Origin of the sequence: Acinetobacter sp. FDAARGOS_558 (assembly GCF_003937785.1) — a bacterium.
GTDB lineage: Bacteria > Pseudomonadota > Gammaproteobacteria > Pseudomonadales > Moraxellaceae > Acinetobacter > Acinetobacter baumannii.
This window is the reverse complement of record NZ_RKJH01000001.1, coordinates 1870619-1894578: the sequence shown is the minus strand read 5'-3', so window position 1 is coordinate 1894578 and position 23960 is coordinate 1870619. Positions and strand designations below refer to the sequence as shown.

At 41.2% G+C, this 23960-nt stretch carries 36 protein-coding genes and 2 pseudogenes; 34 read left to right on the top strand and 4 right to left on the bottom strand.

Features of this window, described 5'->3' with window-relative positions; genetic code table 11:
• Positions 1-2: 2 nt before the first annotated feature.
• From EGT34_RS09155 to EGT34_RS09145, 3 genes and pseudogenes are all read right to left on the bottom strand, one after another.
• Positions 3-124: pseudogene (locus EGT34_RS09155) on the bottom strand (hypothetical protein).
• A 21-nt stretch (positions 125-145) separates the two neighbouring features.
• Positions 146-1693 (bottom strand): helicase HerA-like domain-containing protein, encoded by a 1548-nt coding sequence (locus tag EGT34_RS09150; protein ID WP_000537117.1) that lies wholly within the window; start codon positions 1691-1693, stop codon positions 146-148.
• A 43-nt stretch (positions 1694-1736) separates the two neighbouring features.
• Positions 1737-2927: a PLP-dependent transferase gene (locus EGT34_RS09145; protein WP_000716508.1), complete on the bottom strand. Its 1191-nt coding sequence runs from the start codon at positions 2925-2927 to the stop codon at positions 1737-1739.
• 167 nt (positions 2928-3094) lie between these two features.
• On the opposite strand from EGT34_RS09145, the gene EGT34_RS09140 reads away from it, so the two are divergent.
• The 30 genes and pseudogenes from EGT34_RS09140 (at position 3095) to EGT34_RS08995 (ending at position 19306) form a co-directional block, all read left to right on the top strand.
• Positions 3095-3823, top strand: coding sequence for a type 1 glutamine amidotransferase (locus EGT34_RS09140; RefSeq protein ID WP_000835293.1), 729 nt, complete (start codon positions 3095-3097; stop codon positions 3821-3823).
• Between the two features lie 251 nt (positions 3824-4074).
• Positions 4075-4386, top strand: coding sequence for a 30S ribosomal protein S10 (gene rpsJ, locus EGT34_RS09135; protein WP_000070912.1), 312 nt, complete (start codon positions 4075-4077; stop codon positions 4384-4386).
• A 57-nt stretch (positions 4387-4443) separates the two neighbouring features.
• A complete protein-coding gene (gene rplC, locus EGT34_RS09130; protein WP_001982642.1) occupies positions 4444-5082 on the top strand; it encodes a 50S ribosomal protein L3 in 639 nt (212 codons plus the stop codon).
• A gap of 11 nt (positions 5083-5093) precedes the next feature.
• Positions 5094-5696, top strand: a complete 603-nt coding sequence (gene rplD, locus EGT34_RS09125; protein ID WP_001050255.1) for a 50S ribosomal protein L4 — start codon at positions 5094-5096, stop codon at positions 5694-5696.
• Positions 5693-6013, top strand: a complete 321-nt coding sequence (rplW, locus tag EGT34_RS09120; protein ID WP_001058538.1) for a 50S ribosomal protein L23 — start codon at positions 5693-5695, stop codon at positions 6011-6013. Before rplD ends, rplW begins: the two co-directional genes overlap by 4 nt.
• An 11-nt stretch (positions 6014-6024) precedes the next feature.
• Positions 6025-6849, top strand: coding sequence for a 50S ribosomal protein L2 (gene rplB, locus EGT34_RS09115; protein WP_001122317.1), 825 nt, complete (start codon positions 6025-6027; stop codon positions 6847-6849).
• Between the two features lie 13 nt (positions 6850-6862).
• Positions 6863-7138 (top strand): 30S ribosomal protein S19, encoded by a 276-nt coding sequence (gene rpsS / locus EGT34_RS09110; protein ID WP_001138119.1) that lies wholly within the window; start codon positions 6863-6865, stop codon positions 7136-7138.
• Between the two features lie 11 nt (positions 7139-7149).
• Positions 7150-7479: a 50S ribosomal protein L22 gene (rplV, locus tag EGT34_RS09105; protein ID WP_001982638.1), complete on the top strand. Its 330-nt coding sequence runs from the start codon at positions 7150-7152 to the stop codon at positions 7477-7479.
• Between the two features lies 1 nt (position 7480).
• Positions 7481-8297 (top strand): annotated as a pseudogene (rpsC, locus tag EGT34_RS09100) (30S ribosomal protein S3).
• On the top strand, positions 8237-8650 hold the full coding sequence (rplP, locus tag EGT34_RS09095; protein ID WP_000941215.1) for a 50S ribosomal protein L16: 414 nt from the start codon (positions 8237-8239) through the stop codon (positions 8648-8650). The pseudogene rpsC and the gene rplP overlap by 61 nt, the downstream one beginning before the upstream one ends.
• On the top strand, positions 8650-8847 hold the full coding sequence (rpmC, locus tag EGT34_RS09090) for a 50S ribosomal protein L29 (protein WP_000849928.1): 198 nt from the start codon (positions 8650-8652) through the stop codon (positions 8845-8847). Before rplP ends, rpmC begins: the two co-directional genes overlap by 1 nt.
• On the top strand, positions 8844-9101 hold the full coding sequence (rpsQ, locus tag EGT34_RS09085) for a 30S ribosomal protein S17 (RefSeq protein ID WP_001291845.1): 258 nt from the start codon (positions 8844-8846) through the stop codon (positions 9099-9101). The genes rpmC and rpsQ overlap by 4 nt, the downstream gene beginning before the upstream one ends.
• A 92-nt stretch (positions 9102-9193) precedes the next feature.
• A complete protein-coding gene (rplN, locus tag EGT34_RS09080; RefSeq protein ID WP_001982634.1) occupies positions 9194-9562 on the top strand; it encodes a 50S ribosomal protein L14 in 369 nt (122 codons plus the stop codon).
• A 9-nt stretch (positions 9563-9571) separates the two neighbouring features.
• Positions 9572-9889 (top strand): 50S ribosomal protein L24, encoded by a 318-nt coding sequence (rplX, locus tag EGT34_RS09075; protein ID WP_001062685.1) that lies wholly within the window; start codon positions 9572-9574, stop codon positions 9887-9889.
• A gap of 15 nt (positions 9890-9904) precedes the next feature.
• Entirely contained in the window at positions 9905-10441 is a 537-nt protein-coding gene (gene rplE, locus EGT34_RS09070) for a 50S ribosomal protein L5 (protein ID WP_000113197.1), read from the top strand.
• Positions 10442-10450: 9 nt separating this feature from the next.
• Complete coding sequence (rpsN, locus tag EGT34_RS09065; protein WP_001074624.1) at positions 10451-10756, top strand: 30S ribosomal protein S14; 306 nt, start codon at positions 10451-10453, stop codon at positions 10754-10756.
• A gap of 11 nt (positions 10757-10767) precedes the next feature.
• Entirely contained in the window at positions 10768-11163 is a 396-nt protein-coding gene (gene rpsH, locus EGT34_RS09060; RefSeq protein WP_000062616.1) for a 30S ribosomal protein S8, read from the top strand.
• A 13-nt stretch (positions 11164-11176) separates the two neighbouring features.
• Positions 11177-11710, top strand: coding sequence for a 50S ribosomal protein L6 (gene rplF / locus EGT34_RS09055; protein WP_000091932.1), 534 nt, complete (start codon positions 11177-11179; stop codon positions 11708-11710).
• Positions 11711-11724: 14 nt separating this feature from the next.
• Positions 11725-12075 carry a 50S ribosomal protein L18 gene (gene rplR / locus EGT34_RS09050; RefSeq protein ID WP_001003194.1) on the top strand — a complete coding sequence of 117 codons (351 nt, stop codon included), beginning with the start codon at positions 11725-11727 and terminating at the stop codon, positions 12073-12075.
• Between the two features lie 2 nt (positions 12076-12077).
• Entirely contained in the window at positions 12078-12575 is a 498-nt protein-coding gene (rpsE, locus tag EGT34_RS09045; RefSeq protein WP_001141025.1) for a 30S ribosomal protein S5, read from the top strand.
• A 6-nt stretch (positions 12576-12581) separates the two neighbouring features.
• The gene (gene rpmD / locus EGT34_RS09040) at positions 12582-12758 is read left to right on the top strand and encodes a 50S ribosomal protein L30 (RefSeq protein ID WP_000849088.1); all 177 of its coding nucleotides are present in this window, start codon (positions 12582-12584) and stop codon (positions 12756-12758) included.
• A 3-nt stretch (positions 12759-12761) separates the two neighbouring features.
• Positions 12762-13202 carry a 50S ribosomal protein L15 gene (rplO, locus tag EGT34_RS09035; RefSeq protein ID WP_000175340.1) on the top strand — a complete coding sequence of 147 codons (441 nt, stop codon included), beginning with the start codon at positions 12762-12764 and terminating at the stop codon, positions 13200-13202.
• 45 nt (positions 13203-13247) lie between these two features.
• A complete protein-coding gene (secY, locus tag EGT34_RS09030; protein WP_002000592.1) occupies positions 13248-14567 on the top strand; it encodes a preprotein translocase subunit SecY in 1320 nt (439 codons plus the stop codon).
• Between the two features lie 20 nt (positions 14568-14587).
• The gene (gene rpmJ / locus EGT34_RS09025; RefSeq protein WP_000867907.1) at positions 14588-14704 is read left to right on the top strand and encodes a 50S ribosomal protein L36; all 117 of its coding nucleotides are present in this window, start codon (positions 14588-14590) and stop codon (positions 14702-14704) included.
• A gap of 107 nt (positions 14705-14811) precedes the next feature.
• Positions 14812-15168 carry a 30S ribosomal protein S13 gene (rpsM, locus tag EGT34_RS09020; RefSeq protein WP_000090815.1) on the top strand — a complete coding sequence of 119 codons (357 nt, stop codon included), beginning with the start codon at positions 14812-14814 and terminating at the stop codon, positions 15166-15168.
• Between the two features lie 19 nt (positions 15169-15187).
• Complete coding sequence (gene rpsK, locus EGT34_RS09015) at positions 15188-15574, top strand: 30S ribosomal protein S11 (RefSeq protein ID WP_001040166.1); 387 nt, start codon at positions 15188-15190, stop codon at positions 15572-15574.
• Positions 15575-15586: 12 nt separating this feature from the next.
• Positions 15587-16213, top strand: coding sequence for a 30S ribosomal protein S4 (rpsD, locus tag EGT34_RS09010; protein WP_000135204.1), 627 nt, complete (start codon positions 15587-15589; stop codon positions 16211-16213).
• Positions 16214-16230: 17 nt separating this feature from the next.
• Entirely contained in the window at positions 16231-17238 is a 1008-nt protein-coding gene (locus EGT34_RS09005; protein ID WP_000198631.1) for a DNA-directed RNA polymerase subunit alpha, read from the top strand.
• 18 nt (positions 17239-17256) lie between these two features.
• Positions 17257-17634, top strand: a complete 378-nt coding sequence (gene rplQ / locus EGT34_RS09000; RefSeq protein WP_001216380.1) for a 50S ribosomal protein L17 — start codon at positions 17257-17259, stop codon at positions 17632-17634.
• Between the two features lie 181 nt (positions 17635-17815).
• On the top strand, positions 17816-19306 hold the full coding sequence (locus tag EGT34_RS08995; protein ID WP_000415132.1) for a flavin-containing monooxygenase: 1491 nt from the start codon (positions 17816-17818) through the stop codon (positions 19304-19306).
• A gap of 49 nt (positions 19307-19355) precedes the next feature.
• Here EGT34_RS08995 and EGT34_RS08990 read toward each other — a convergent pair whose 3' ends face one another.
• Complete coding sequence (locus tag EGT34_RS08990; protein ID WP_001190558.1) at positions 19356-20528, bottom strand: acyl-CoA dehydrogenase family protein; 1173 nt, start codon at positions 20526-20528, stop codon at positions 19356-19358.
• Between the two features lie 187 nt (positions 20529-20715).
• On the opposite strand from EGT34_RS08990, the gene EGT34_RS08985 reads away from it, so the two are divergent.
• The 4 genes from EGT34_RS08985 (at position 20716) to rrtA (ending at position 23868) form a co-directional block, all read left to right on the top strand.
• Positions 20716-20973 (top strand): succinate dehydrogenase assembly factor 2, encoded by a 258-nt coding sequence (locus EGT34_RS08985; RefSeq protein ID WP_001288210.1) that lies wholly within the window; start codon positions 20716-20718, stop codon positions 20971-20973.
• A 6-nt stretch (positions 20974-20979) separates the two neighbouring features.
• Positions 20980-21369 carry a hypothetical protein gene (locus tag EGT34_RS08980; protein ID WP_000931891.1) on the top strand — a complete coding sequence of 130 codons (390 nt, stop codon included), beginning with the start codon at positions 20980-20982 and terminating at the stop codon, positions 21367-21369.
• A 769-nt stretch (positions 21370-22138) separates the two neighbouring features.
• On the top strand, positions 22139-23224 hold the full coding sequence (locus tag EGT34_RS08975; RefSeq protein WP_000049104.1) for a hypothetical protein: 1086 nt from the start codon (positions 22139-22141) through the stop codon (positions 23222-23224).
• Positions 23225-23301: 77 nt separating this feature from the next.
• Positions 23302-23868 carry a rhombosortase gene (gene rrtA, locus EGT34_RS08970; RefSeq protein ID WP_000651536.1) on the top strand — a complete coding sequence of 189 codons (567 nt, stop codon included), beginning with the start codon at positions 23302-23304 and terminating at the stop codon, positions 23866-23868.
• Positions 23869-23960 lie beyond the last annotated feature (92 nt).

The window sequence follows — 23960 nt, the reverse complement described above, 5'->3', positions numbered from 1 at the left end:
GGCTAGACCTTAATTATCTGGCTATATAAGATGTATTTAAAATACATCTTTAAAATAATTGTAGCAATAGCTTTTTAATAAAAACCTTAAAAAATTTAAGGGATATAAAATCCCCTAAATTAATATACTGATTTAAAAATAAATTTTATTTTCCAAATAATGAGCCGAGTAGCCCCCGTACTAATTTTTGGCCAGTACTACCACCTAAGCTGCGAGCAGCACTTTTTGCAAAAGTTCCGACAATATCTTGAGTAAGTTTAGCTCTTTCACGCGCCGCACGTTCCTCTTCTTTTTGCTGTTCACGTGCTAGACGCTCTTGTTCTTTGGCTTGTTGTTTCGCTAAGGTTTCCTGTTCTTTCGCTTGCTGTTTTGCGAGTTCTGCATCTTGTTTTTGCTGTTCCCGTTCAGCCACTTTGTTTTGGAGCATTTCATAGGCACTATCACGATCTACAGCTTGTTCATAAACCCCGGCAATAATACTTTGCGAAATTAAGGTCTGACGCTCTTCTGGAGTGATAGGCGTAAATGAAGAGTAAGGAGGCATAACCCAACCACGTTCTACAATTTGAGGTGTACCTTGTTCATCTAGACAACTAATCAGTGCTTCACCTACACCGAGCTCGGTAATTGCTTCATCTACTTTAAAATCGGGATTAGAGCGGAATGTGTCTGCTGCTGTTTTTACTGCTTTTTGATCTTTAGGAGTAAAGGCACGTAAAGCATGTTGTACACGGTTGCCGAGTTGCCCTAAAACACTTTCTGGTAAGTCGAGCGGGTTTTGGGTAATAAAATAAATTCCCACACCTTTAGAACGAATTAAACGTACAACTTGTTCAATTTTTTCTTGTAAAGCTTGACTGGCGTTGTCGAATAACAGGTGAGCTTCATCAAAGAAAAACACGAGTTTAGGTTTATCCATATCACCAACTTCTGGAAGCTGTTCAAATAATTCTGAAAGCATCCATAACAGGAAAGTAGCATATAGCTTAGGTGTATTCATGAGCTTGTCAGCCGCAAGAATATTGATATAACCATGCCCATTTGCGTCGGTTTGTATAAAGTCCAGAATATTTAAAGCTGGCTCTCCGAAAAACTGTTCTCCACCTTGGTCGGCAAGAGCAAGGAGATTACGTTGAATAGCGCCTAAGCTGGCTGGAGATAAGTTGCCATATTCGGCTTTAAACTCAGCTGCATGTTCACTTACAAAAGTGATCATGGCTTTTAAATCTTTAAAGTCGACCAGAAGTAACCCTTGGTCGTCTGCAATACGGAATACGGCAGATAAAACACCTTCTTGGGTGTCATTTAAGTTGAGTATACGTGCTAATAAAATTGGTCCAATTTCAGAAATAGTGGTTCGAATAGGGTGGCCTTGCTGACCAAATAAATCCCAGAAAACAACTGGATTGGCTGCAAATGGAACACTGTCGATCTGTAAAAGCTTTAAGCGTTCATTAAATTTATCCGAAGCTTCACCAGCTTTTGCGAGGCTTGAAACATCACCTTTTGCGTCGGCAAGAAAGACGGGAACGCCGATTCGAGAAAAACTCTCTGCGAGCACCTTTAGGGTGACTGTTTTACCTGTACCGGTCGCACCTGCAATCAGGCCGTGCCGGTTGGCAAATTGGGAAAGTAAAACAATTTCTTTTGATGTGTTGTTAATATTTTTTGCAATAACAATCGGTGTACCCATATATTTTTATCCCTTAGTGTGAGCCACTATTGATGTTGTCGTTTTACATTTGTTTCAGAGCATTTTGGATATCTTGAATTAAATCTTGTGGATCTTCTAGCCCTATACAGAAGCGAACCAACAAACCTTGTTGTAAATGTGTATTTTCAAGTTTTCTCATCATTTTTAAATCATAAAGCATGACGAGACTCACTGGTCCTCCCCAACTAAAACCAAGTTTGAATAGCTTAAGAGCATCACAAAAACGGCGTACTGCTGAAATATCATAATCAGATTTGAACACAACACTCACTAAGCCTGCACTTCTACCTGTTGAGCAAATTTCTTGCCAGTATTGATGACCAGGTGAAGCTTTATCGCTTGGATGTAGAACTTGTGCAAACTGAGGTTGTTCTTTTAACCATGTCAGTAGGGTTTTAGCATTATTTGATTGTTGCTCATACCTTAATGACATATGCGCAAGACTGCGTTGAATTTGGGCAGTATCATCACCAGATACCGAAATCCCTAAAATGGCATGCATTCGGAACAAACGGTGATGTAACTTCTCATCACGAGTTACCACACTTCCCATTAAAATATCGCCACCACCACTTGGATATTTGGTAAGCGCATGAATGGTTAAATCCACTGATAAATGCTCATCGGAAAAATCAAAAGCATTAAAGGCGAGGCCAGCTCCCCAAGTATTATCTAGTGCAGTTAAAACGCCATGTGCTTTTGCTTTTTTTACTAGCGCTTTGAGATCTGGAAATTCAAGAGTGACAGAACCTGCTGCTTCTAACCATAGCAACTTGGTTTTATCAGAAGGCTGGAAACTTGAGACATCGATCGGGTTATAAACTTGAACATTAATTCCATATTGATCTTTTAAGTAGTTTAGGTGTTCCAGATTCGGACCATATATATTGTCTGGCACCCAAACCTCATCACCTGTTGCTAACACAGCAGAATTTACGAGATTAATCGCAGATAACCCGCTTGGAGCAAGTAGGCAGTATAAACCACCCTCAATTTGAGCAATATTGTCGCCTAGTGTAAATGTCGTAGGCGTACCATGGGTGCCATAACTATAGTCATAAGGATCGGTCCAGTGACGATCAAAAAGGTGCGAAGTCGATTTAAAAATAATAGTTGATGCACGAAATAAGGGAGGTTGCACGGTTTCAATAAATTGAGGTGCTTTTCGTGGTGCATGAATGAGTTGGGTTTGGAAATTGTTATGCTTTTTCATGGGGCGCTATACTTTACATAATGAGATTAGATTAAGAGAAAACTTACTTAACTGCTAGATTTTTGATTATTTCTAAGATGTTTCGTTACTAGTGTAACATTCACTAAAACTTGGCTTTATTTTTGCAAAGATCAAACCAACATTCTAACAACAATAGGTTTAAGCGCATGAAGTCGCATTTACGTGTTCACTATTTTCAACATATTGCTGGCGAAGGTTTTGGAAGCTGCTATTCATTCTTAAAAGCACACCATGCAACGATAACAGCTACAGAGTTTTTTGCACTTCCAGTTGATCTCCCTTTGGAAATAGAAGCATTGCCACACATTGAAGATGTGGATTTGCTACTTATTATGGGGGGAACCATGAGTGTAAATGATGAGGCAAATTATCCATGGTTAAAAATAGAAAAAAGATGGATACGTCGTTATTTGGCGGCGGGAAAGCCTGCGATAGGACTTTGTCTCGGAGGGCAACTTATTGCCAATGCACTAGGAGCCGCCGTTAGTAGAAACCGTTATCAAGAATTGGGATGGTCGACCGTACAAAGGGTGCCGAATTTACCTAAAGAAAGCTTTTTATTACCAGAAAAAATAAATGTAATGCAGTGGCATAGTGAAACTTTTGAGATTCCTAAAGGTGCGATTCATTTAGCAGAGAACTCAGTTTGTCGTAACCAGATGTACCAAATTGGTTCAAATGTTCTTGGTTTTCAATTTCATCCAGAAATGACACCGAAGGTATTAAATCTTCTTTTAGAGAACGAACAAGAGCTTTCTATTTTTAAAGGTGAGTATGTCCAATCTTTAGATGAACTACATCATTGCGACATCCAAAAGTTTGAACAAGGCAATCAACTTTTAAACAGGGCAATAGAGTTCGTGGTCAATCAATAAAAATATAGAGTTGACGAGAAAAAGGATGAATTGAGCAGAAAATAGAAAAAGAGAATTGCATAAGACTTAAACAATCGTTATAATGAGCGACCCTCAAGAAGAGGGCATTTACTGCGAAGAAAGTAGTAAATGTGCATTACAGTCGTGGCATCGATCACGACCTTGGTGATTATCACTGCCTTTGACACTTACCAGATAGGTGAGATGCGTCAAAGGTGATTCTTTATATATTTGGCTTGGAGTTTACTGGTATGTCTAACCAGAGAATTCGTATCCGTCTTAAGTCTTTTGATCATCGTCTGATTGATCAATCTGCTCAAGAGATCGTAGAAACCGCTAAGCGTACCGGCGCACAAGTGTGTGGTCCAATTCCGATGCCTACTCGCATCGAACGCTTCAACGTTCTTACTTCACCGCACGTTAACAAAGATGCGCGTGACCAGTACGAAATCCGCACCTACAAACGTTTGATCGACATCGTTCAACCTACAGATAAAACTGTTGATGCATTGATGAAGTTAGATCTTGCAGCTGGTGTTGATGTTCAGATCGCTTTGGGTTAAGGCTTTCGGTTAATTAACGATTAGTTAATTAGGCCGCTTTTTTAGAGGTTTATGCACATGGCTATTGGTTTAGTCGGTCGCAAATGTGGTATGACTCGCATCTTTACAGATGCTGGTGTTTCTGTACCTGTTACAGTCATCGAAGTCGATCCAAACCGCATTACGCAAATCAAAACACTTGAAACTGATGGTTATCAAGCTGTTCAAGTAACTACTGGTGAACGTCGCGAGTCTCGCGTAACTAACGCTCAAAAAGGTCACTTCGCTAAAGCGGGTGTTGCTGCTGGTCGTTTAGTTAAAGAGTTTCGTGTTACTGAAGCTGAGCTTGAAGGCCGTGAAGTTGGCGGTACTATTGGCGTTGATTTGTTCACAGTTGGTCAAATTGTTGACGTAACTGGTCAATCAAAAGGTAAAGGTTTCCAAGGTGGTGTTAAACGTTGGAATTTCCGTACCCAAGATGCTACTCACGGTAACTCTGTTTCTCACCGTGTTTTAGGTTCTACAGGTCAAAACCAAACTCCTGGACGCGTGTTCAAAGGCAAAAAAATGGCTGGTCACTTAGGTGATGAACGCGTAACAGTACAAGGTCTTGAAATCGTATCTGTTGACACTGAACGTTCAGTTTTGGTTGTTAAGGGTGCAATTCCTGGTGCAACTGGCGGTGACGTTATCGTACGTCCTACCATCAAGGCCTGAGGGGAAATACCGTGAATTTAAAAACTGTTTCCGGCTCTGCTGTTGAATTGTCTGAAGTAGCTTTCGGACGTGAATTTAACGAAGCTCTTGTACACCAAGTTGTTACTGCTTACTTAGCAGGTGGTCGTCAAGGTACTCGTGCTCACAAATCACGTGCAGACGTTTCTGGCGGTGGTAAAAAACCATTCCGTCAAAAAGGTACTGGTCGCGCTCGTGCGGGTTCTATTCGTAGCCCAATCTGGGTTGGTGGTGGTAAAACTTTTGCTGCTCGTCCACAAGATTGGTCTCAAAAAGTAAACCGTAAAATGTATCGCGGTGCAATGCAATGTATCTTAGCTGAACTTGTTCGCCAAGATCGCCTTGTTTTAGTTGAAGAGTTTGCTGTTGCTGCTCCAAAAACTAAAGAATTGCTTGCAAAACTTAACGATTTAAATGCAGCTCGTGCTTTGATCGTTACAGATGCTGTAGATGAGAACTTATATCTTGCAGCGCGCAACCTTCCACACGTTGATGTGGTAGATGCAACTGCAATCGATCCTGTAAGCTTGATCGCGTTTGATAAAGTTGTGATGTCTGTAGCTGCTGCTAAGAAAATTGAGGTAGAACTCGGATGAACAACGAACGTATCTATCAAGTCCTAAAAGGACCAGTCTTCTCAGAAAAGGCACAAGTTTTAGGTGATACTGCTGGTGTTCAAGTATTTAAAGTAGATATCAACGCTACTAAACTTGAAATCAAAAAAGCAGTTGAAAAACTTTTTGGTGTAGAAGTTGTTAAAGTTAACACAACTATTACTAAAGGTAAGACTAAGCGCTTTGGTCGTACATTAGGACGTCGTTCTGATGTTAAAAAAGCATACGTCACCCTGAAAGCCGGCCAAGATGTTGAAATGGCTGACTTGGGCGATACCGCTGAAAGCGCAGCGGAATAAGGACGAAAATTATGCCGATTCAAAAATGTAAGCCAACGTCTCCAGGACGTCGCTTTGTAGAGAAAGTGGTTCATGACCATCTTCACAAAGGCGCGCCTTATGCACCGTTGGTAGAAGCAAAAAAACGTACTGGTGGTCGTAATAACAACGGTCACATTACTACTCGTCACGTTGGTGGTGGTCATAAGCAACATTACCGTATCGTTGACTTCAAACGTAACAAAGATGGCGTACCTGCTGTTGTAGAACGTATTGAATACGATCCAAACCGTACAGCGCATATTGCATTATTGAAATATGCTGACGGTGAGCGTCGTTATATCATTGCGCCTAAAGGCTTGCGTGCTGGTGATAAAGTACAATCTGGTAACGATGCTCCAATTCGTCCAGGTAACTGTTTACCACTTCGTAACATGCCAATCGGTTCTACACTTCATAACGTTGAACTTAAAATCGGTAAAGGTGCTCAATTAGCACGTTCTGCTGGTGCTTCTGTTCAATTGTTGGGTCGTGATGGTTCTTACGCAATCATTCGTCTTCGTTCAGGCGAAATGCGTAAAGTACACGTTGAATGCCGCGCTGTAATTGGTGAAGTTTCTAACCAAGAAAACAACCTTCGCTCATTAGGTAAAGCTGGTGCTGCACGCTGGCGTGGTGTTCGTCCTACCGTACGTGGTATGGCGATGAACCCGATTGATCACCCACACGGTGGTGGTGAAGGGCGTAACAAAGGTATTCAACCTGTAAGCCCATGGGGTCAAAAAGCTAAAGGGTACAAGACACGTACCAACAAGCGTACGACTAAGATGATTATTCGCGACCGTCGCGTCAAGTAAAGGAATCTGACTAATGCCTCGTTCTCTGAAAAAAGGCCCATTCGTCGATGCGCACTTGTTCGCTAAGGTTGAAGCGGCTGTTGCTAGTAACTCTCGCAAGCCGATCAAAACTTGGTCTCGTCGTTCGATGATCCTTCCAGACTTTGTTGGTTTAACAATTTCTGTTCACAATGGCCGTAACCACGTTCCAGTAATTGTTACTGAGCATATGGTTGGTCATAAACTCGGTGAATTCGCGCCAACTCGTACCTATCGTGGTCACGGTGTTGACAAGAAGTCTAAACGTTAATAGGTGTCATGATGGAAGTAACTGCTAAATTACGCGGTGCCGCTATCTCGGCACAAAAAGCACGTTTGGTTGCGGACTTAATCCGTGGCAAGTCTGTTGCACATGCTTTAAACATCTTGAACTTCAGCAACAAAAAAGCTGCAGTTTTAGTTAAAAAAGCATTGGAATCTGCAATTGCAAACGCTGAACACAATAACAGTTTAGATGTTGACGACCTTAAAGTTTCTACGATTTACGTTGACGAAGGCATGAGCCTTAAACGTATTATGCCACGTGCTAAAGGCCGTGCAGATCGTATTACTAAGCGTACTTGTCACATCACCGTTAAGGTAGGGGTTTGATATGGGTCAGAAGGTTCATCCAATCGGTATCCGCCTAGGTGTTGTGAAACGTCATAACGCTAACTGGTATGCGAATCCGAAACAATACGCTGAATACTTGCTTAAAGATCTTCAAGTTCGTGAGTTTTTAACTAAAAAACTTAAGAATGCGATGGTTAGCAATATTCTTATCGAACGTCCATCAGGTGCTGCTAAAGTAACAATTAGCACAGCTCGTCCTGGTATCGTAATCGGTAAAAAAGGCGAAGACATTGAAAAATTACAGCGCGAACTTACCAACATCATGGGTGTTCCAGCGCAAGTAAGCATCAACGAAATTGATCGCCCAGACTTGGACGCGCGTTTAGTTGCTGAAGCAATCGCTTCTCAATTAGAAAAACGTGTAATGTTCCGTCGTGCTATGAAGCGTGCGGTTCAAAACACTATGCGTGCTGGTGCTAAAGGTATCAAAGTTGAAGTTTCTGGCCGTTTAGGTGGTGCAGAGATCGCTCGTACAGAATGGTATCGTGAAGGTCGTGTACCTTTGCACACTCTTCGTGCGGACATCGACTATGCAACTATGCGTGCTGAAACTACTTACGGTACGATTGGTGTTAAAGTTTGGATTTTCCGTGGTGAGATTTTAGGTGGCATGAAACAAGTCATGAACCCTGCTCCTGCTGAAGAACGTCCAGCTAAACGCGGTCGTGGTCGTGGTGAAGGTCAAGAGCGTCGTGGTCGTCGCGGTGACCGTGCTGCTGACAAGGGAGAATAATCCATGTTGCAACCTAAACGTACCAAATTCCGTAAAGTGCACAAAGGCCGTAACACTGGTCTAGCACATCGTGGTAGTACAGTATCATTTGGTTCGATTGCAATTAAAGCAACTGAGCGTGGTCGTATGACTGCACGTCAGATTGAAGCTGCACGTCGTACCATTAGCCGTCGTATTAAACGTGGTGGTAAAATCTTCATTCGCGTATTCCCGGACAAACCAATTACCGAAAAACCATTAGAAGTTCGTATGGGTAACGGTAAAGGTAACGTGGAATATTGGGTTTGTGAGATCAAACCAGGTAAGATCCTGTACGAAATTGAAGGTGTGAACGAAGACTTGGCACGTGAAGCTTTTGCTTTAGCTGCTGCTAAACTTCCGTTTAAAACCACTATCGTGACTCGGACGGTAATGTAATGAAAACTAAAGATCTACGTGAAAAATCGGTAGAAGAGTTGAAAGCTTTGCTTGATGAGCAACAGCTTAACCAATTCCGTCTTCGTATGGCGAAAGCAACTGGTCAGTTGGGTAAATCGCACGAAGTGCAAGTTGCTCGTAAGACAATTGCTCGTATTAAGACACTCCTTACCGAAAAACAGGGGAACGGACAATGAGTGAAAAAACAGTCCGCACGTTAACCGGCAAAGTAGTAAGCGACAAAATGGACAAATCTATTGTTGTCCTTATCGAACGCCGCGTTCAACACCCGTTGTATGGCAAATCAATTCGCCGTTCAACTAAGTTACACGCTCATGATGAGAACAACGTTGCTAAAATTGGCGATGTTGTAACCATTAAAGAAAGCCGCCCAATTTCTAAAACTAAAGCTTGGACTTTAGTGGAAGTAGTTGAAGCAGCTGCTGAGTAATTCGACGTTCTTGTTGCATCATCGGTCAATTTCGAGTACTCTTTGAGCCTTTCGAAATTGTGACCGGTGATGCTCGGTTTTGGAGTAGGGCAATGATTCAAACCGAAACTATGCTCGACGTAGCAGACAACAGTGGTGCTCGCCGCGTACAATGTATTAAAGTACTTGGTGGTTCACATCGTCGTTATGCTTCTGTTGGCGACATTATTAAAGTTACTGTAAAAGAAGCTATTCCACGCGCACGTGTTAAAAAAGGTGACGTGATGAATGCAGTTGTAGTTCGTACTAAGTTCGGCATTCGTCGTCCAGATGGTTCTGTGATCCGTTTTGATGATAACGCTGCAGTTATTTTGAACAACAACAAAGCTCCGATTGCGACTCGTATCTTCGGACCAGTGACTCGTGAACTTCGTACTGAACAGTTCATGAAAATCATTTCATTGGCTCCTGAAGTTCTATAAGAGGCAATCATGGCTAAGATTAAAAAAGGCGATCAGGTTATCGTGATCGCAGGTAAAGAAAAAGGCAAACAGGGTACTGTTTTGTCTGTTTCTGAAGACCGCGTTAAGGTTGAAGGCCTTAACTTAGTGAAGAAGCATCAAAAGCCGAATCGTGTAACTGGCGCTGAAGGCGGTATCGTTACTCAAGAAGCTTCGCTTCATATCTCAAACGTGGCAATTTTAAATGCTACAACCCAGAAGGCTGACCGTGTTGGTTACCAAGTGATTGATGGCGTGAAAACTCGCGTTTACAAATCAACTGGTGAATCAGTGGCGGTAGCGAAGTAATAGGTTGAAAAGGCAATGGCCAGACTTAAAGCACGTTACAACGACGAACTTAAAGCGAAGTTACAAGAAGAACTTAGCATTAAGAATGTGATGGAAATTCCTCGCATCACAAAAATCACTCTTAACATGGGTGTAGGCGCAGCAGCTACTGATAAGAAATTATTAGACGGCGCTGTAGCTGACATGCAATTAATTGCTGGTCAAAAACCAGTAGTTACTCTTGCACGTAAATCTATCGCTGGTTTCAAAATCCGTGATGGTTGGCCAATTGGTTGTAAAGTTACTTTACGTGGCGACCAAATGTACGAATTCTTGGACCGTTTGATCTCTATCGCAATCCCTCGTATCCGTGACTTCCGTGGTTTCTCAGCGAAATCTTTCGACGGTCGTGGTAACTACTCAATGGGTTTGAAAGAGCAAATCGTTTTCCCTGAAATCGATTTCGACAAGATTGATCGTATTCGTGGTATGGATATTACTATTACTACGACTGCTCGCACCGATGACGAAGGCCGTGCGCTTATGCGTGCATTCGGCTTCCCGTTCAAATAAGAGGTCGATATGGCTAAGAAAGGTATGATTAATCGCGAATTGAAACGCGAAAAAACTGTTGCTAAATACGCTGCAAAACGTGCTGAATTAAAAGCTACTATTGCAAATGTAAATGCGAGCGACGAAGAACGTTTCGAAGCGATGTTAAAGTTACAAGCATTGCCACGTAATGCATCTCCGGTACGTCTTCGTAACCGTTGTGGTTTAACTGGTCGTCCTCATGGTTACTTCCGTAAGTTCGGTTTAAGCCGTAACAAATTACGTGACACAGTAATGCAAGGTGATGTGCCAGGCGTTGTTAAGGCAAGCTGGTAAGGAGCGACTAAATGAGTATGCAAGATACCGTTGCCGACATGCTAACACGTGTTCGTAACGCACAAATGGCTAAGAAACAAACTGTTTCTATGCCGTCTTCTAAGTTGAAAGTTGCTATTGCAAATGTACTTCAACAAGAAGGTTATATTTCAAACGTAGAAGTTGCTCAAGAAGAGACAAAATCTACTTTGACTATTACTTTAAAATATTTCGAAGGCAAACCAGTTATCGAAATGGTTAAGCGCGTAAGCCGTCCAGGCCTTCGCCAATACCGTGGCAAAGATAAACTTCCAAGCGTTAAGCAAGGTTTAGGTATTGCAATTGTTTCTACAAGCAAAGGCATCATGACTGATCGCGCTGCACGTGCTGCGGGCATCGGTGGTGAAGTTATTGCTTTTGTTTCTTAATAGGTGATTCCTCATGTCTCGTGTGGCTAAAGCCCCAGTAACTGTACCAAATGGTGTAACAGTTACTCAGAACGGCCGGCAGGTCGAAGTGAAAGGCAGCAAAGGTACATTGTCTTTCAACCTGCATGCGCTGGTCGAGCTAAAACAGGAAGAAGGTAAACTTCAACTTGCTCCAGCTAAAGAATCGAAAGATGCTTGGATGCAAGCTGGTACTGCTCGCGCTGTATTGAACAACCTTGTTAAAGGTGTTAGCGAAGGCTTCGAACGTAAGTTGCAGCTAGTTGGTGTTGGTTATAAAGCTGCGGTTAAAGGTACAGTTGTAAACCTTAACCTTGGTTACTCACACCCAATTGACTACGCTTTACCAGAAGGTGTAACAGCGGAAACTCCAACTGCTACTGAAATCATTTTGAAATCAGCAAACAAGCAGTTGTTAGGTCAAGTAGCGGCAGAAATCCGTGCATATCGTTCTCCTGAACCATATAAAGGTAAAGGTGTTCGTTATTCGGATGAAGTCATTCTTCGTAAAGAAGCTAAGAAGAAATAAGGCGCGAGGTTCTTATGAACGAAAAGAAACAATCCCGTTTGCGTCGTGCGAAAAGCACACGCTTGCACATCCGTGCATTGGGTGCGACTCGTTTGTGTGTAAACCGCACTCCGCGTCACATCTATGCTCAAGTTATTTCAGCAGATGGTGGCAAAGTTTTAGCGCAAGCTTCAACTTTAGATGCATCTTTACGTAGTGGTACTACTGGTAATATTGAAGCTGCGACGAAAGTTGGTGCTTTAATCGCAGAACGTGCTAAAGCAGCTGGCGTTACTAAAGTTGCATTTGACCGTTCTGGTTTTAAATATCATGGTCGTATCAAAGCCTTGGCTGATGCTGCTCGTGAAGGCGGCTTGGAGTTCTAATCATGGCAAAAGTTGAACAAAACGAAGGTCTCGTTGAAAAGCTGGTTGCCGTTGATCGTGTAGCCAAGGTTGTTAAGGGTGGTCGTATCTTCTCTTTCACAGCATTAACTGTTGTGGGCGATGGTAATGGTCGCGTAGGTTTTGGTCGTGGTAAAGCTCGTGAAGTTCCAGCTGCTATTTCTAAAGCACTTGAAGCTGCACGTCGTAACATGATCACTGTAGACCTTGCTGGTACTACTTTACAACACCCTGTGAATGCTCGTCATGGTGCAAGCCGTGTATACATGCAACCTGCTTCAGAAGGTACTGGCGTAATCGCTGGTGGTGCAATGCGTGCCGTTCTTGAAGCTGCAGGTGTACATAACGTACTTGCTAAATGTTATGGTTCTACTAACGCTGCTAACGTAGTAAACGCAACTTTTAAAGGTTTGCGTGATATGACTTCTCCTGAGAAAGTCGCTGCGAAACGTGGTAAATCAGTAGAAGAAATTCAAGGGTAATCAATCATGAAAACGATTAAAGTTACCCAGACTAAATCTTCTTCACATCGCTTGAAAAATCACAAGCTTTGCTTACAAGGTTTAGGTCTGCGTCGTATTGGTCATACTGTAGAAGTGCAAGATACGCCTTCTAACCGTGGTATGATCAACAAAGTCTACTATATGGTTAGTGTAGAGGAATAAGCCATGACTCTGCGTTTAAATGAGCTTGCACCTGCAGAAGGTGCAAAACGTGAACACCGTCGTTTAGGCCGTGGTATCGGTTCTGGCGTTGGTAAGACTGGTGGTCGTGGTATCAAAGGTCAAAAATCACGTAAAAGTGGTGGCGTTCGTCCAGGTTTCGAAGGCGGTCAAACAGCGATTTATCGTCGTTTACCTAAATTCGGTTTCACTAGCCAAATCGCTTTAAAAACTGCTGAAGTACGTTTGTCTGAGTTAAGTAAAGTGGAAGGCGACATCGTTAGCCTTGAAACTTTAAAAGCTGCGAATGTTGTTCGTCGCGATCAAATTCGCGCTCGTATCGTGCTTTCTGGTGAAATCACTCGTGCATTCACTGTTCAAGGTGTTGCATTGACTAAAGGCGCTAAAGCTGCAATTGAAGCAGCTGGCGGCAAAGTCGAGGAGTAATCTCGAGTGTCTATGTCTCCTAGTTCTTCAGGTCATGTCAACATGATGAAAGGTCAGCCATTTCACGTGAAATATCGTGAAATTATTCGCCGGATGAGTTTTCTAATCGGTGCATTGCTGGTCTTTCGACTAGGAGCGCATATTCCAGTACCAGGCATTAATAATGCTGCGTTAGAAAATTTATTTCATGCAAACCAAGGAACTATTCTTGGGCTATTCAATATGTTTTCTGGCGGTGCTTTAGAGCGAATGTCGATTCTTGCTTTGGGAATCATGCCTTATATTTCTGCATCAATTATTGTGCAGTTAATGTCTACAGTGATTCCTTCTCTCGAAGCCTTGAAAAAGGAAGGGGAGCAAGGTAAACGTAAAATTAATCAATATACGCGTCAGGGTACATTATTACTTGCAGTGGTTCAGGCAGTGGGTATGTGTGCAGGTCTTATTGGACAGGGTATTACTCTATCTAGTGGTCTTGCTTTTTATATACCTGCAGTTACATCACTTGTCGCAGGAACTATGTTCTTAATGTGGCTAGGTGAACAAATCACTGAAAGAGGTATCGGTAATGGTATCTCAATGATTATTTTTGCAGGTATTGTTGCTGGTTTGCCTAAATTAATTATGCAATCAGTATCATCTGTCGATAATGGTCAAACAAGTTTAATTGGTCTTGTTATCTTTGGTCTTTTGTCTCTTGGTGTATTGGCAGCGATTGTGTTTATTGAAAAAGCACAGCGTCGTATTCCAGTAAACTATGCACAGAAGCAGCAAGGGCGTCGTATATTTACAGCTCAGCAAACACATCTACCGTTGAAAATTAATATGGCTGGTGTGATTCCTGCGATTTTTGCGAGCTCTTTACTCTTGTTCCCAGCTAGTTTGGGTCAATGGGTAGGAAGTGCAGATCCGAATGCTGGTTTAATTAAACGTAGTTTACAAGATTTAGCTTTAGTATTGTCGCCTGGACAGCCTTTGTATTTGGTGCTCTTTGGTGCGTTAATTATCTTTTTCTGTTACTTTTATACGGCTTTAGTATTTAGCCCTAAGGAAGTATCAGAAAATCTAAAACGCAGCGGAGCTTATGTGCCTGGTATTCGCCCAGGTGAGCAAACTGCTCGTTACTTAGATCATATTCTTAATCGTTTGACGTTTATTGGTGCGATTTATATTACAGTCATTTGTTTGATGCCAATGATTCTACAAAGTTCTTTTGGTATTCCATTCTATTTGGGTGGTACCTCATTACTCATTGTAGTCGTTGTTGTTATGGACTTTATGGCTCAGCTACAAGCGCATTTAACTTCTCATCAATATGACAATCAAACATTAATGAGAAAAACGACTGCTCATCCTAAGGGATAAGCGCACTTAGAGGTTTCATCATGAAAGTACAAGCTTCTGTAAAGAAAATTTGTGGTAGCTGTAAAGTTATCCGTCGTAATGGGGTTATTCGCGTGATTTGTAGCGCAGAACCTCGTCATAAGCAGCGTCAAGGTTAATCTAATCAAGACCTGTTGATTTCAGTAGGCGAATTGGGTTAATATCCGCCCCTCAAGATTTTTGTGGGGCGGTTGATTATCTCTACTGCCTTTTTGGAGAAAAGTGAATGGCTCGTATTGCCGGTGTAAACATTCCGGATAACAAGCATGCTGTTATCTCCCTCACTTACATCTTTGGTATCGGTCGCCACACTGCTAAGAACATCTTAGCTGCAGTTGGTATTACTGAGACTACTAAGATCCGTGAGTTGGACGATGCACAGCTTGATGCGATTCGTGCAGAAGTTGCTAAGGTTCCTACCGAAGGTGACTTACGTCGCGAAATTTCCATGAACATTAAACGTTTAATGGATTTAGGTTGCTATCGTGGCCTTCGTCATCGTCGCAGCTTGCCTGTCCGTGGTCAACGCACCAAAACTAACGCACGTACCCGTAAAGGTCCGCGCAAACCGATTAAAAAGTAAGATTTCTGGAAGCTAAAAGATGGCTAAAGATACTCGCACACGCAAGAAGGTCACTCGTACCGTCTCTGAAGGTGTTGCACACATTCACGCGTCTTTTAATAACACCATTGTTACGATTACCGATCGTCAAGGTAATGCATTGGCTTGGGCCACCTCAGGTGGACAAGGCTTCCGTGGTTCACGTAAATCAACTCCGTTTGCTGCTCAGGTAGCTGCTGAAGTTGCTGGTAAAGCAGCTTTAGATTACGGTTTGAAAAACCTTGACGTCCTTGTAAAAGGTCCTGGTCCAGGTCGTGAGTCTGCGGTTCGTGCATTAGGCGCAGTGGGTTATAAGATTAACAGCATTACCGATGTGACTCCAATTCCTCACAACGGTTGCCGTCCACCTAAAAAACGTCGCGTGTAAGGAGAAACATTCATGGCTCGTTATATTGGTCCAAAATGCAAACTCTCTCGCCGCGAAGGGACAGACCTGCAACTTAAATCTGGCGTTAAACCATTTGACGTCAAAACTAAAAAAGCTAACAAAGCACCTGGTCAGCATGGTCAGGCTCGCGGTGGTAAGCAATCTGAGTATTCACTACAATTACGTGAAAAACAAAAAGTCCGTCGTATTTACGGTGTGTTAGAGCGTCAATTTAGTAACTACTATAAAGAAGCAGCTCGTGTTAAAGGCGCAACTGGTGAGAACTTGTTGAAATTGCTTGAAAGCCGTCTTGATAACGTTGTTTATCGCATGGGTTTTGGTTCTACACGTGCAGAAGCTCGTCAGTTAGTAAGTCACCGTAGCATTACTTTGAATGGTCGTCGTGTAAACATCGCATCTATTCAAGTTAAAGCTGGTGATGTAATTGCGGTTCACGAAGGTGCTAAACAACAATTGCGTATTAAAAATGCGATTGAATTGGCTGCTCAACGTGGTATTCCAGCTTGGATCGAAGTTGATCACTCTAAGCTTGAAGGTACGTTTAAAGCTGCACCAGATCGTTCTGATTTACCTGCTGAAATCAACGAAAGCTTGATTGTAGAATTGTATTCTAAATAATCCTTGAGGTAGCAATAATGACGCGTACTGCAAACGAGTTTCTAACTCCGCAAGCGATCAAGGTCGAAGCGGTAAGCGGGACCTCGGCAAAAGTGATTCTGGAACCTTTAGAGCGTGGTTTTGGCCATACTCTAGGTAATGCTTTACGTCGCATTCTATTGTCTTCTTTGCCAGGCGCTGCTGTGGTTGAAGTAGAGATAGAAGGTGTCGAGCACGAGTACAGTACTTTAGAAGGCTTGCAGCAGGACATCGTCGAGCTCTTGCTGAACCTAAAAGGATTGTCTATTAAGCTGTTCGATCAAAATGAAGCTTATTTAACATTAGAAAAACAAGGTCCTGGTGACATTACTGCTGCCGACCTTCGTTTACCTCATAATGTTGAAGTGGTTAACCCAGAACATTTAATTGGTACTTTGAGTGCTACAGGCTCATTAAAAATGCGCTTGAAAGTTTCTCAAGGTCGTGGTTATGAAACATCTGACTCTCGTTTCCCTGAAGGCGAAACACGTCCTGTAGGTCGTTTACAGTTAGATGCTTCTTATAGCCCAATTAAGCGTGTTTCTTACACCGTAGAAAATGCGCGTGTAGAACAACGTACCGATTTAGATAAACTGGTAATCGATCTTGAGACCAACGGTACGGTTGATCCTGAAGAAGCAATCCGCAAAGCGGCAACAATCTTGCAACAACAAATTGCAATTTTTGTTGATCTTCAGAAAGACCAAACTCCTGTTGCTCAAGAACCTCGTGAAGAAGTTGACCCAATCTTGCTTCGCCCAGTAGATGATCTAGAGCTTACTGTTCGTTCTGCTAACTGTTTGAAAGCAGAAAATATTTACTACATTGGTGATCTTGTTCAACGTACTGAAGTTGAGTTGTTAAAAACTCCTAACCTTGGTAAAAAATCGTTAACAGAGATCAAAGATGTTTTGGCATCGAAAGGTTTACAACTCGGTATGCGTCTTGAGAACTGGCCACCAGCTAGTCTTCGTATGGACGACCGTTTTGCCTATCGTAGCCGTTAATTAAGTAGGACTATCACCATGCGTCATCGTAATAGTGGTGTGAAATTAGGCCGTACAAGCAGCCATCGTAAAGCGATGTTCCAAAACTTGGCTAATTCTTTATTTGAACATGAGTTGATCAAAACAACTTTGCCTAAAGCTAAAGAATTACGTCGTGTTGCTGAGCCTTTAATCACTCTAGCAAAAAACGATACTGTAGCAAATCGTCGTTTAGCATTTGCTCGTACTCGTAATGCTGCAACTGTTGGTAAATTATTTACCGTACTCGGCCCTCGTTACAAAGAACGTAACGGCGGTTATCTACGTGTTCTTAAAGCGGGCTTCCGTGCTGGTGATGCAGCACCGATGGCTTACGTTGAGCTTGTAGATCGTGAAGTGAACACTTCAGCTGAATAATTGATATTATTCAAAAAAGACCGGCTTTATGCCGGTCTTTTTTATTTTCCAAAAAACATAAAATTAAAAATTTGTCCCCAAGTGACATAAAAAAACGGATAAACGGTCAAACTTGACATTGTGTATTGTCAAAATTGTGATTTAATAAAGTCATATTCTCAACAATGGGTATAAAAATAAAATGGAAAAGCAAGTTGATGTATTAATCATTGGTGCAGGCATATCAGGAATAGGAGTTGCTGCCCATTTATCTAAAAACTCTCCACAACGTCAGTTTGAAATTTTGGAGCGTCGTGAATCGTTCGGTGGAACTTGGGATCTTTTCCGCTATCCTGGTATCCGTTCTGATTCGGATATGTCTACTTTTGGTTTTAACTTTAAACCATGGCGCAAAGCCAATGTTCTCGCTGATGGTGCCTCTATTAAAGGATATCTAGGGGAAGTGATTGATGAGTTTAAGCTAAAAGAAAAAATTCATTTTGGCCATCGTGTCCTTTCTGCGAATTATGATTCTGCCTCGAAAAAGTGGCATGTTATTGTCGAGGACAATAAGAAAAAACAGCAGACTTGGGTTGCTAACTTCGTTGTAGGTTGTACTGGTTATTATAATTATGACCAAGGTTACGCGCCGACTTTCCCAAATCAAGAAGCTTTCAAAGGTCAACTCATTCATCCACAACATTGGCCGGAAAATTTGGATTATAAGGGTAAAAAAGTAGTAATTATTGGTAGTGGAGCTACAGCAATTACACTGGTGCCTGCAATGTCAAAAGGTGGAGCAGGTCATGTAACGATGTTGCAACGTTCACCAACTTATATTGCTTCTGTTCCGTCTATTGATTTCATCTATGAAAAAACTCGTAGATTTATGTCCGAAGAAGCAGCTTATAAATTTACGCGTGCTCGTAATATTGGTATGCAACGAGCAATTTATGCATTGTCTCAAAAGCATCCTAAAACAGTTCGTCGTTTACTCTTAAAAGCAATTGAAATGCAACTTAAGGGTAAAGTTGATATGAAACATTTTACACCTTCATATAACCCTTGGGATCAGCGTCTTTGCGTAGTTCCTGATGGTGATTTATTCAAAATTCTTCGTGAAGGTAAGGCGAGTGTTGAGACTGATCAAATTGAAAAATTTACTGAGACTGGTATTCAATTAAAATCAGGCAAGCATCTTGATGCCGATATTATCGTATCTGCAACAGGTTTGCAGGTTCAAATCATGGGCGGTGTGCAGGCAACTATTGATGGGGAGCCAGTTAAATCATCTGAACACATGCTTTATAACGGCGTGATGCTCAGCGATGTACCAAACATGGCGATGATTATTGGCTATGTAAATGCTTCATGGACATTAAAAGTTGATATTGCAGCAGATTATATCTGCCGTTTATTAAATTACATGGATAAGAATAATTATGATGAAGTCATTCCATCTGGTGATAAGAGCGTGATGGAAGAAGACACAGTCATGGGTAGCTTATCATCTGGTTATATTAGTCGTGCTGCTGACGTGATTCCTAAACAAGGGAAACAAGCTCCATGGCAGGTAACCAATAATTATCTTGAAGACCGAAAATCATTAAAAAATGCAAAATTTGATGATGGTGTTCTACGTTTTCATAAGCATTCAGAAGTTTCTACACGTAAACCAAAATTAGTGTCTTGATATTCGAAAATAAAAAAGGAGGCTATAAGCCTCCTTTTTATAATGAAGATTAAAGAGTTCTAGAGATTAATTCTTTCATAATTTCATTGGTGCCTGCATAAATACGGTTTGCTCGGTGATCGATATAAGCGCGTGCAATTGGATATTCCATCATATAGCCATAACCACCATGTAATTGAAGACATTCATCTACAACTTTTGAAAACATATCTGAAATTTTATATTTTGCAGCCGCTGCAGCTTCAATACTCAATTTTTCATCGAGTTGTAATTCCATACAACGATCTAAATAGGTACGGCAGAAATCTATCTCTGTTCTAAGTTCGGCAAGTTTAAAACGAGTATTTTGGAATGCTCCAATTGGTTTGCCAAATGCTTTACGATCTTTTGTATATTGAACAGTATGTGCAAATGCCGCTTCTGCCCCAGCTTGGCAGATAATAGCAACTAGCATACGCTCCCACGCTAATTCTTTCATAAGCATGATAAAGCCCATGCCTTCCATACCTAAAAGATTTTCTTTAGGAACACGAACGTTATCAAAGAAGAGTTCACAGGTATCTTGGCCTTTCATACCAATTTTGTTAAGTGGTTTGCCCTTAGTAAAACCAGCACGGTTAGCTTCGACAATAATGAGTGATAAATTGGCAGATCCTTTATCGCTATTCCCCGTTTTACAAACGACAATTGCCATATCGCATAAATAGCCATTGGTAATAAATATTTTTGAACCATTAATGACATATTCATCGCCATCAAGAACGGCTGTTGTTCGAACCGCTTGCAAGTCTGAACCTGTTCCCGGCTCGGTCATGGCAATTGCGGTAACCGTCTCACCAGTAGCCATTTTAGGGAGCCATTTCTGTTTTTGCTCTTCATTACCGAAGTTATTGATATAGTTGGCTACAATGTCGGAATGCAGTGAGAAACCTGTACTTGAGTCCATCGCATAGGCTTGTTCTTCAATAAGAATCATGCTGTATAGGCGATCGACACCTGAACCACCATATTGTTCTGGCATGGTGGTACAGAGTAAACCTAATGCACCAGCTTTATTCCAAAGATCTCGGTCAACATGTTGTTGTTTTTCATATTTTTCAATATTAGATACAACTTCTTTCTCATAGAATTTACGTACCGTTTCCCGAAAAGCTTCATGTTCTTCGCTAAATAAATGGCGAGGTAACATATTTGGAATGGGACGAATAGCACCAGATTGCATTGTATTTCTTCCTTGGTTTGGGCTGGATGTTATGAGCTAAACATAAGGGAAGCGACTATACCTAACAATGTGATGAATGCTCATTTATGGCGATGAAGTGATAAGTTTGGTCAATTTGATATTTTTAGCGAACTTTCTCATGTGATCAGGTAAACTAAGCGCACTATCAACGCAGATGGGGAAATAAATGTCTGAAGAAATGACCTTGGAAGAACGTAAAGTAATCTATCGCGCACGTCGTGGTTTAAAGGAAATTGATGTCTATTTTGACCCTTATGTGAAAAATTATTATTTAAAGGCAGACCCGGCAGAAAAAGCGTTGTTTGCTGAGTTGGTAGAACAGGAAGATCCTGATTTACTCGATTGGTTTATGGAAGTATCAGAACCACCACGTACCGAATTACGTGACTTTATCTATAAATTAAAACACTATGTTCATGGTTAATTTATTTTGCTCAACCATTTGAATTTTAAGCTGAAATATAGTCGTTTTTCGATTATATTTCAGTTTTTTATTGGCTTAAGCTTAGCAATTCTATTTTATCAATTAATGCCGTTACTATGGTGGTTAGTTGTAATCAGCTTACTATTTATAAGCTTTATTTTCTTTTTAAAGCGTCCGCAGCTTGCGCAAATTGCTTATTTAGATAAAAAACTATGGTCGCTTGCTTATCACTCACAGAACACCATTTCTCGCGTCAAAATTTTAAAAGTAATTGATTATCAGATTTTCATAGTGATCTATTTTGAAGGTCATAAAACACTAACTTCTATCATTTGGTTTGATCAAATGTCATTAGCAGAGTGGAAAAAGCTTAAAACTTTAGAAAAACTCTATTAATTGTTAGACAATTCTACATTTGTATATTTATTTAAAATTATTATTAATCAATATCTTATATTTTATTTCTTTTTGGAAAATTGAAATTGTCTAGTTAAAATACAGAAAAAACAGCAAGAAAGTTAATTGTCGGACAATTTCTCAATATGGTTACTATTCTATCGGTTAAAGTACAAACACCAACGTAAAGTGTGTCGGAGGTCTCAAATGGAGATGCCAACATGGTCGTTCTTGGTCATTGCCATAATTATGGCGGTGGTGATAGGAAGAGCAGGAACTTTACTCAGGGAACATCTTAACCGAGTTAATCTTAGCAAAGTTAAGAGACAGAGGATGCAAAGGTCATCGATCAGTCAATAGTCTAATTGGTTAATCGATTAATTTCATCAAGTGTCCAGTTTTTAACTGGGTGCGAACGTAGTAAGGAGGTCTCTCATGGAGATTTCAATGTGGATGTTTCTGTTGATTGCAGTAATTATGGCTGTAGTAGTAGGAAGAGCAGGAACTTTACTTAAGGATTATCTAGAACAACAATAATATAAGCCGTTAAAAGCTTATCCCAGTTAATAAGTAGCATGTGCTGAACCGTCGCAATGCTACTTTTTTTTGCCTAAAATTTTTGTTTCCCTGAAAAACTGTCAATTTTATCTGCTGTGAAGTGTGTCAAAGTATAAGCGCTACAATTAGAGTAATTACTCTTTTATTCAAGATATGCATCTGCTAATGTACATCTGAAAAGGAAAAAACAAATTACATCGAGGACAGGAAGATGTCTAAAGTCCAAAAAATATGCCAAGGTTTGGCGGTAAGTTTTCTTGCAGCTTCAGTTTTATCAGGTTGTTCATACGTTGTGAAGAGTGGAGCAAATGTTGCTTTAGGTTTTACTGAAAAGCACGTCGTTCCACCTATTTTGGCAATGCAAGATGCTGAAATGGTCTGTAATACTGGTAGTGCCTTAACTCCTGCAATCATGTCGACTAAGGGTATGGGTGCAGATCCAACTCGTGTTGCTGTTTTAATGTATGCGGCTTCAGGTGTATGTGCAGAAAATCAGGCTTTAGAGGCTGAATTACGTTATTTACGTGCTTCAAAAGCAGGGCAGGTAACAGAAGCTCAAGATGCACGTATTGCACAGAAGCGTTGGGCTGCAATTGCTGCTGAGCGACAATACGCAGGCTATAAGCTCTTTGCTGATCGTTGGGAATCTAAATATAAATATCATTTAGGTGATTCTTGTCCAACAATGCGTAGTGATATTGACCAAACTGTATATTTACTTGGGATGATTAGTGGCCTTCAAGCTGTGACCAACGACATTAACTCTGGCGGTTCTGTCAATGTTCCGAAAGATATTGCTGCTATTGTAGAGCGCGGTATGGTCTGCCTTGATAACCAAAAATTCTGGGGCGCACCAAATGCAACCCGTGCAGTGATCTGGACTTTATTACCAGGCGCTAATGAAGGGAAGCCTGATCCATATGAGACTTTAAAACAGTCCGTGCAAATTGGTGAACAAAAAGGTGTTCGTTTATCTCATGCATTATATGCCGTAGCTGCTCAAGCGAGTGGTGACGATGCCAAAATCCGTGATGCATTAAAAACTTATGCCGCATCTCAAGCAGATGACAAACCTGTCAATCCGAACTTTAAATTAATCGATAGTATGGCTGGTTTAATTGTGCGCGGTATTTCTGACCGTTACTGGACTGAGCATACTGGTGTTCGTACCGGTGATGACGGTATGTCTCATTTCTGGGATGAGAAAAACGAAGGCTCAGCTGAATTGGATGAGTTGTTTGATGGTGGAGCTGCATCGGAAGCCCCAGCTGACACAAAAACTGCACCTGCACAGTAAATAGATCTGAAGGAACTCACTCCTTAGGGTTACTAACTCTAGTAATCGTAAGGAGCCTGGTTTAAAAGGAGTGTGCTATGAAAGATCATGTACTCAATAAAAAAGTGCTTTTGGTCGCAGGGTGCATTTCTGTTTCTGCATGTTTACAGGTGTTTCCGGATTATTTTATCTATTGGCGTGAAAGCTTACTCGGCGAGTTCTGGCGTTTATGGACAGCGCACTGGGTACATGTCGGATGGATTCACTTTCTTTTAAATATGATGGCATTTGCGTGTTTGCCTTTCATATTTCCCCATACCAAAGTGTGGCACATTTTAAGTCTTCTTTTTCTTTTACCACCTTTTATTAGCTTGGTGTTCTATTTTTATTTGCCCAATATCGATGCATATGCCGGCCTTTCTGGTGTACTCCATGGGTTATATACCGCAGTTGCTTTGGTTTACTTGCAATACCGTAAAGAGAGGAATTTTGCATTTCTGGTCTTAGGTTTAATTGTTGCAAAGTTAATTTGGGAAAATACATTTGGGCAAACAGGAACAGCCCAGCTCATTGGTAGTCCAGTTTTAACTGAAGCTCATCTATATGGGGCGATTGGTGGTGCAATCTTTGGAGGATGCTATTGGCTCATACAAAGATTCAAATAGAAAGATTGACAATACAAACTGTTAAAAAAGTGATTTTAGTCATTCTTTATTGATAAAGTTTGATGCAAATTTGATCGTTGAATAAAGGGATT

Excerpts from the sequence above, each read along its gene's own strand:
- rplB (WP_001122317.1), top strand. The coding sequence starts at position 6,025 with ATGCCGATTCAAAAATGTAAGCCAACGTCTCCAGGACGTCGCTTTGTA.
- rpsE (WP_001141025.1), top strand. The coding sequence starts at position 12,078 with ATGGCAAAAGTTGAACAAAACGAAGGTCTCGTTGAAAAGCTGGTTGCC.
- EGT34_RS09145 (WP_000716508.1), bottom strand. The coding sequence starts at position 2,927 with ATGAAAAAGCATAACAATTTCCAAACCCAACTCATTCATGCACCACGA.
- rrtA (WP_000651536.1), top strand. The coding sequence starts at position 23,302 with ATGAAAGATCATGTACTCAATAAAAAAGTGCTTTTGGTCGCAGGGTGC.
- EGT34_RS09150 (WP_000537117.1), bottom strand. The coding sequence starts at position 1,693 with ATGGGTACACCGATTGTTATTGCAAAAAATATTAACAACACATCAAAA.
- EGT34_RS09005 (WP_000198631.1), top strand. The coding sequence starts at position 16,231 with ATGACGCGTACTGCAAACGAGTTTCTAACTCCGCAAGCGATCAAGGTC.
- rpsD (WP_000135204.1), top strand. The coding sequence starts at position 15,587 with ATGGCTCGTTATATTGGTCCAAAATGCAAACTCTCTCGCCGCGAAGGG.
- EGT34_RS08995 (WP_000415132.1), top strand. The coding sequence starts at position 17,816 with ATGGAAAAGCAAGTTGATGTATTAATCATTGGTGCAGGCATATCAGGA.
- rplW (WP_001058538.1), top strand. The coding sequence starts at position 5,693 with ATGAACAACGAACGTATCTATCAAGTCCTAAAAGGACCAGTCTTCTCA.
- rpmJ (WP_000867907.1), top strand. The coding sequence starts at position 14,588 with ATGAAAGTACAAGCTTCTGTAAAGAAAATTTGTGGTAGCTGTAAAGTT.
- EGT34_RS08975 (WP_000049104.1), top strand. The coding sequence starts at position 22,139 with ATGTCTAAAGTCCAAAAAATATGCCAAGGTTTGGCGGTAAGTTTTCTT.
- rplP (WP_000941215.1), top strand. The coding sequence starts at position 8,237 with ATGTTGCAACCTAAACGTACCAAATTCCGTAAAGTGCACAAAGGCCGT.
- rplX (WP_001062685.1), top strand. The coding sequence starts at position 9,572 with ATGGCTAAGATTAAAAAAGGCGATCAGGTTATCGTGATCGCAGGTAAA.
- secY (WP_002000592.1), top strand. The coding sequence starts at position 13,248 with ATGAAAGGTCAGCCATTTCACGTGAAATATCGTGAAATTATTCGCCGG.
- rpsS (WP_001138119.1), top strand. The coding sequence starts at position 6,863 with ATGCCTCGTTCTCTGAAAAAAGGCCCATTCGTCGATGCGCACTTGTTC.
- EGT34_RS09140 (WP_000835293.1), top strand. The coding sequence starts at position 3,095 with ATGAAGTCGCATTTACGTGTTCACTATTTTCAACATATTGCTGGCGAA.
- rplF (WP_000091932.1), top strand. The coding sequence starts at position 11,177 with ATGTCTCGTGTGGCTAAAGCCCCAGTAACTGTACCAAATGGTGTAACA.
- rplV (WP_001982638.1), top strand. The coding sequence starts at position 7,150 with ATGGAAGTAACTGCTAAATTACGCGGTGCCGCTATCTCGGCACAAAAA.
- rpsM (WP_000090815.1), top strand. The coding sequence starts at position 14,812 with ATGGCTCGTATTGCCGGTGTAAACATTCCGGATAACAAGCATGCTGTT.
- EGT34_RS08985 (WP_001288210.1), top strand. The coding sequence starts at position 20,716 with ATGTCTGAAGAAATGACCTTGGAAGAACGTAAAGTAATCTATCGCGCA.
- rplR (WP_001003194.1), top strand. The coding sequence starts at position 11,725 with ATGAACGAAAAGAAACAATCCCGTTTGCGTCGTGCGAAAAGCACACGC.
- rplC (WP_001982642.1), top strand. The coding sequence starts at position 4,444 with ATGGCTATTGGTTTAGTCGGTCGCAAATGTGGTATGACTCGCATCTTT.
- rpmC (WP_000849928.1), top strand. The coding sequence starts at position 8,650 with ATGAAAACTAAAGATCTACGTGAAAAATCGGTAGAAGAGTTGAAAGCT.
- rpsQ (WP_001291845.1), top strand. The coding sequence starts at position 8,844 with ATGAGTGAAAAAACAGTCCGCACGTTAACCGGCAAAGTAGTAAGCGAC.
- rplE (WP_000113197.1), top strand. The coding sequence starts at position 9,905 with ATGGCCAGACTTAAAGCACGTTACAACGACGAACTTAAAGCGAAGTTA.
- rpsK (WP_001040166.1), top strand. The coding sequence starts at position 15,188 with ATGGCTAAAGATACTCGCACACGCAAGAAGGTCACTCGTACCGTCTCT.
- rpsH (WP_000062616.1), top strand. The coding sequence starts at position 10,768 with ATGAGTATGCAAGATACCGTTGCCGACATGCTAACACGTGTTCGTAAC.
- rpsJ (WP_000070912.1), top strand. The coding sequence starts at position 4,075 with ATGTCTAACCAGAGAATTCGTATCCGTCTTAAGTCTTTTGATCATCGT.
- rplQ (WP_001216380.1), top strand. The coding sequence starts at position 17,257 with ATGCGTCATCGTAATAGTGGTGTGAAATTAGGCCGTACAAGCAGCCAT.
- EGT34_RS08990 (WP_001190558.1), bottom strand. The coding sequence starts at position 20,528 with ATGCAATCTGGTGCTATTCGTCCCATTCCAAATATGTTACCTCGCCAT.
- rplN (WP_001982634.1), top strand. The coding sequence starts at position 9,194 with ATGATTCAAACCGAAACTATGCTCGACGTAGCAGACAACAGTGGTGCT.
- rpmD (WP_000849088.1), top strand. The coding sequence starts at position 12,582 with ATGAAAACGATTAAAGTTACCCAGACTAAATCTTCTTCACATCGCTTG.
- rpsN (WP_001074624.1), top strand. The coding sequence starts at position 10,451 with ATGGCTAAGAAAGGTATGATTAATCGCGAATTGAAACGCGAAAAAACT.
- rplO (WP_000175340.1), top strand. The coding sequence starts at position 12,762 with ATGACTCTGCGTTTAAATGAGCTTGCACCTGCAGAAGGTGCAAAACGT.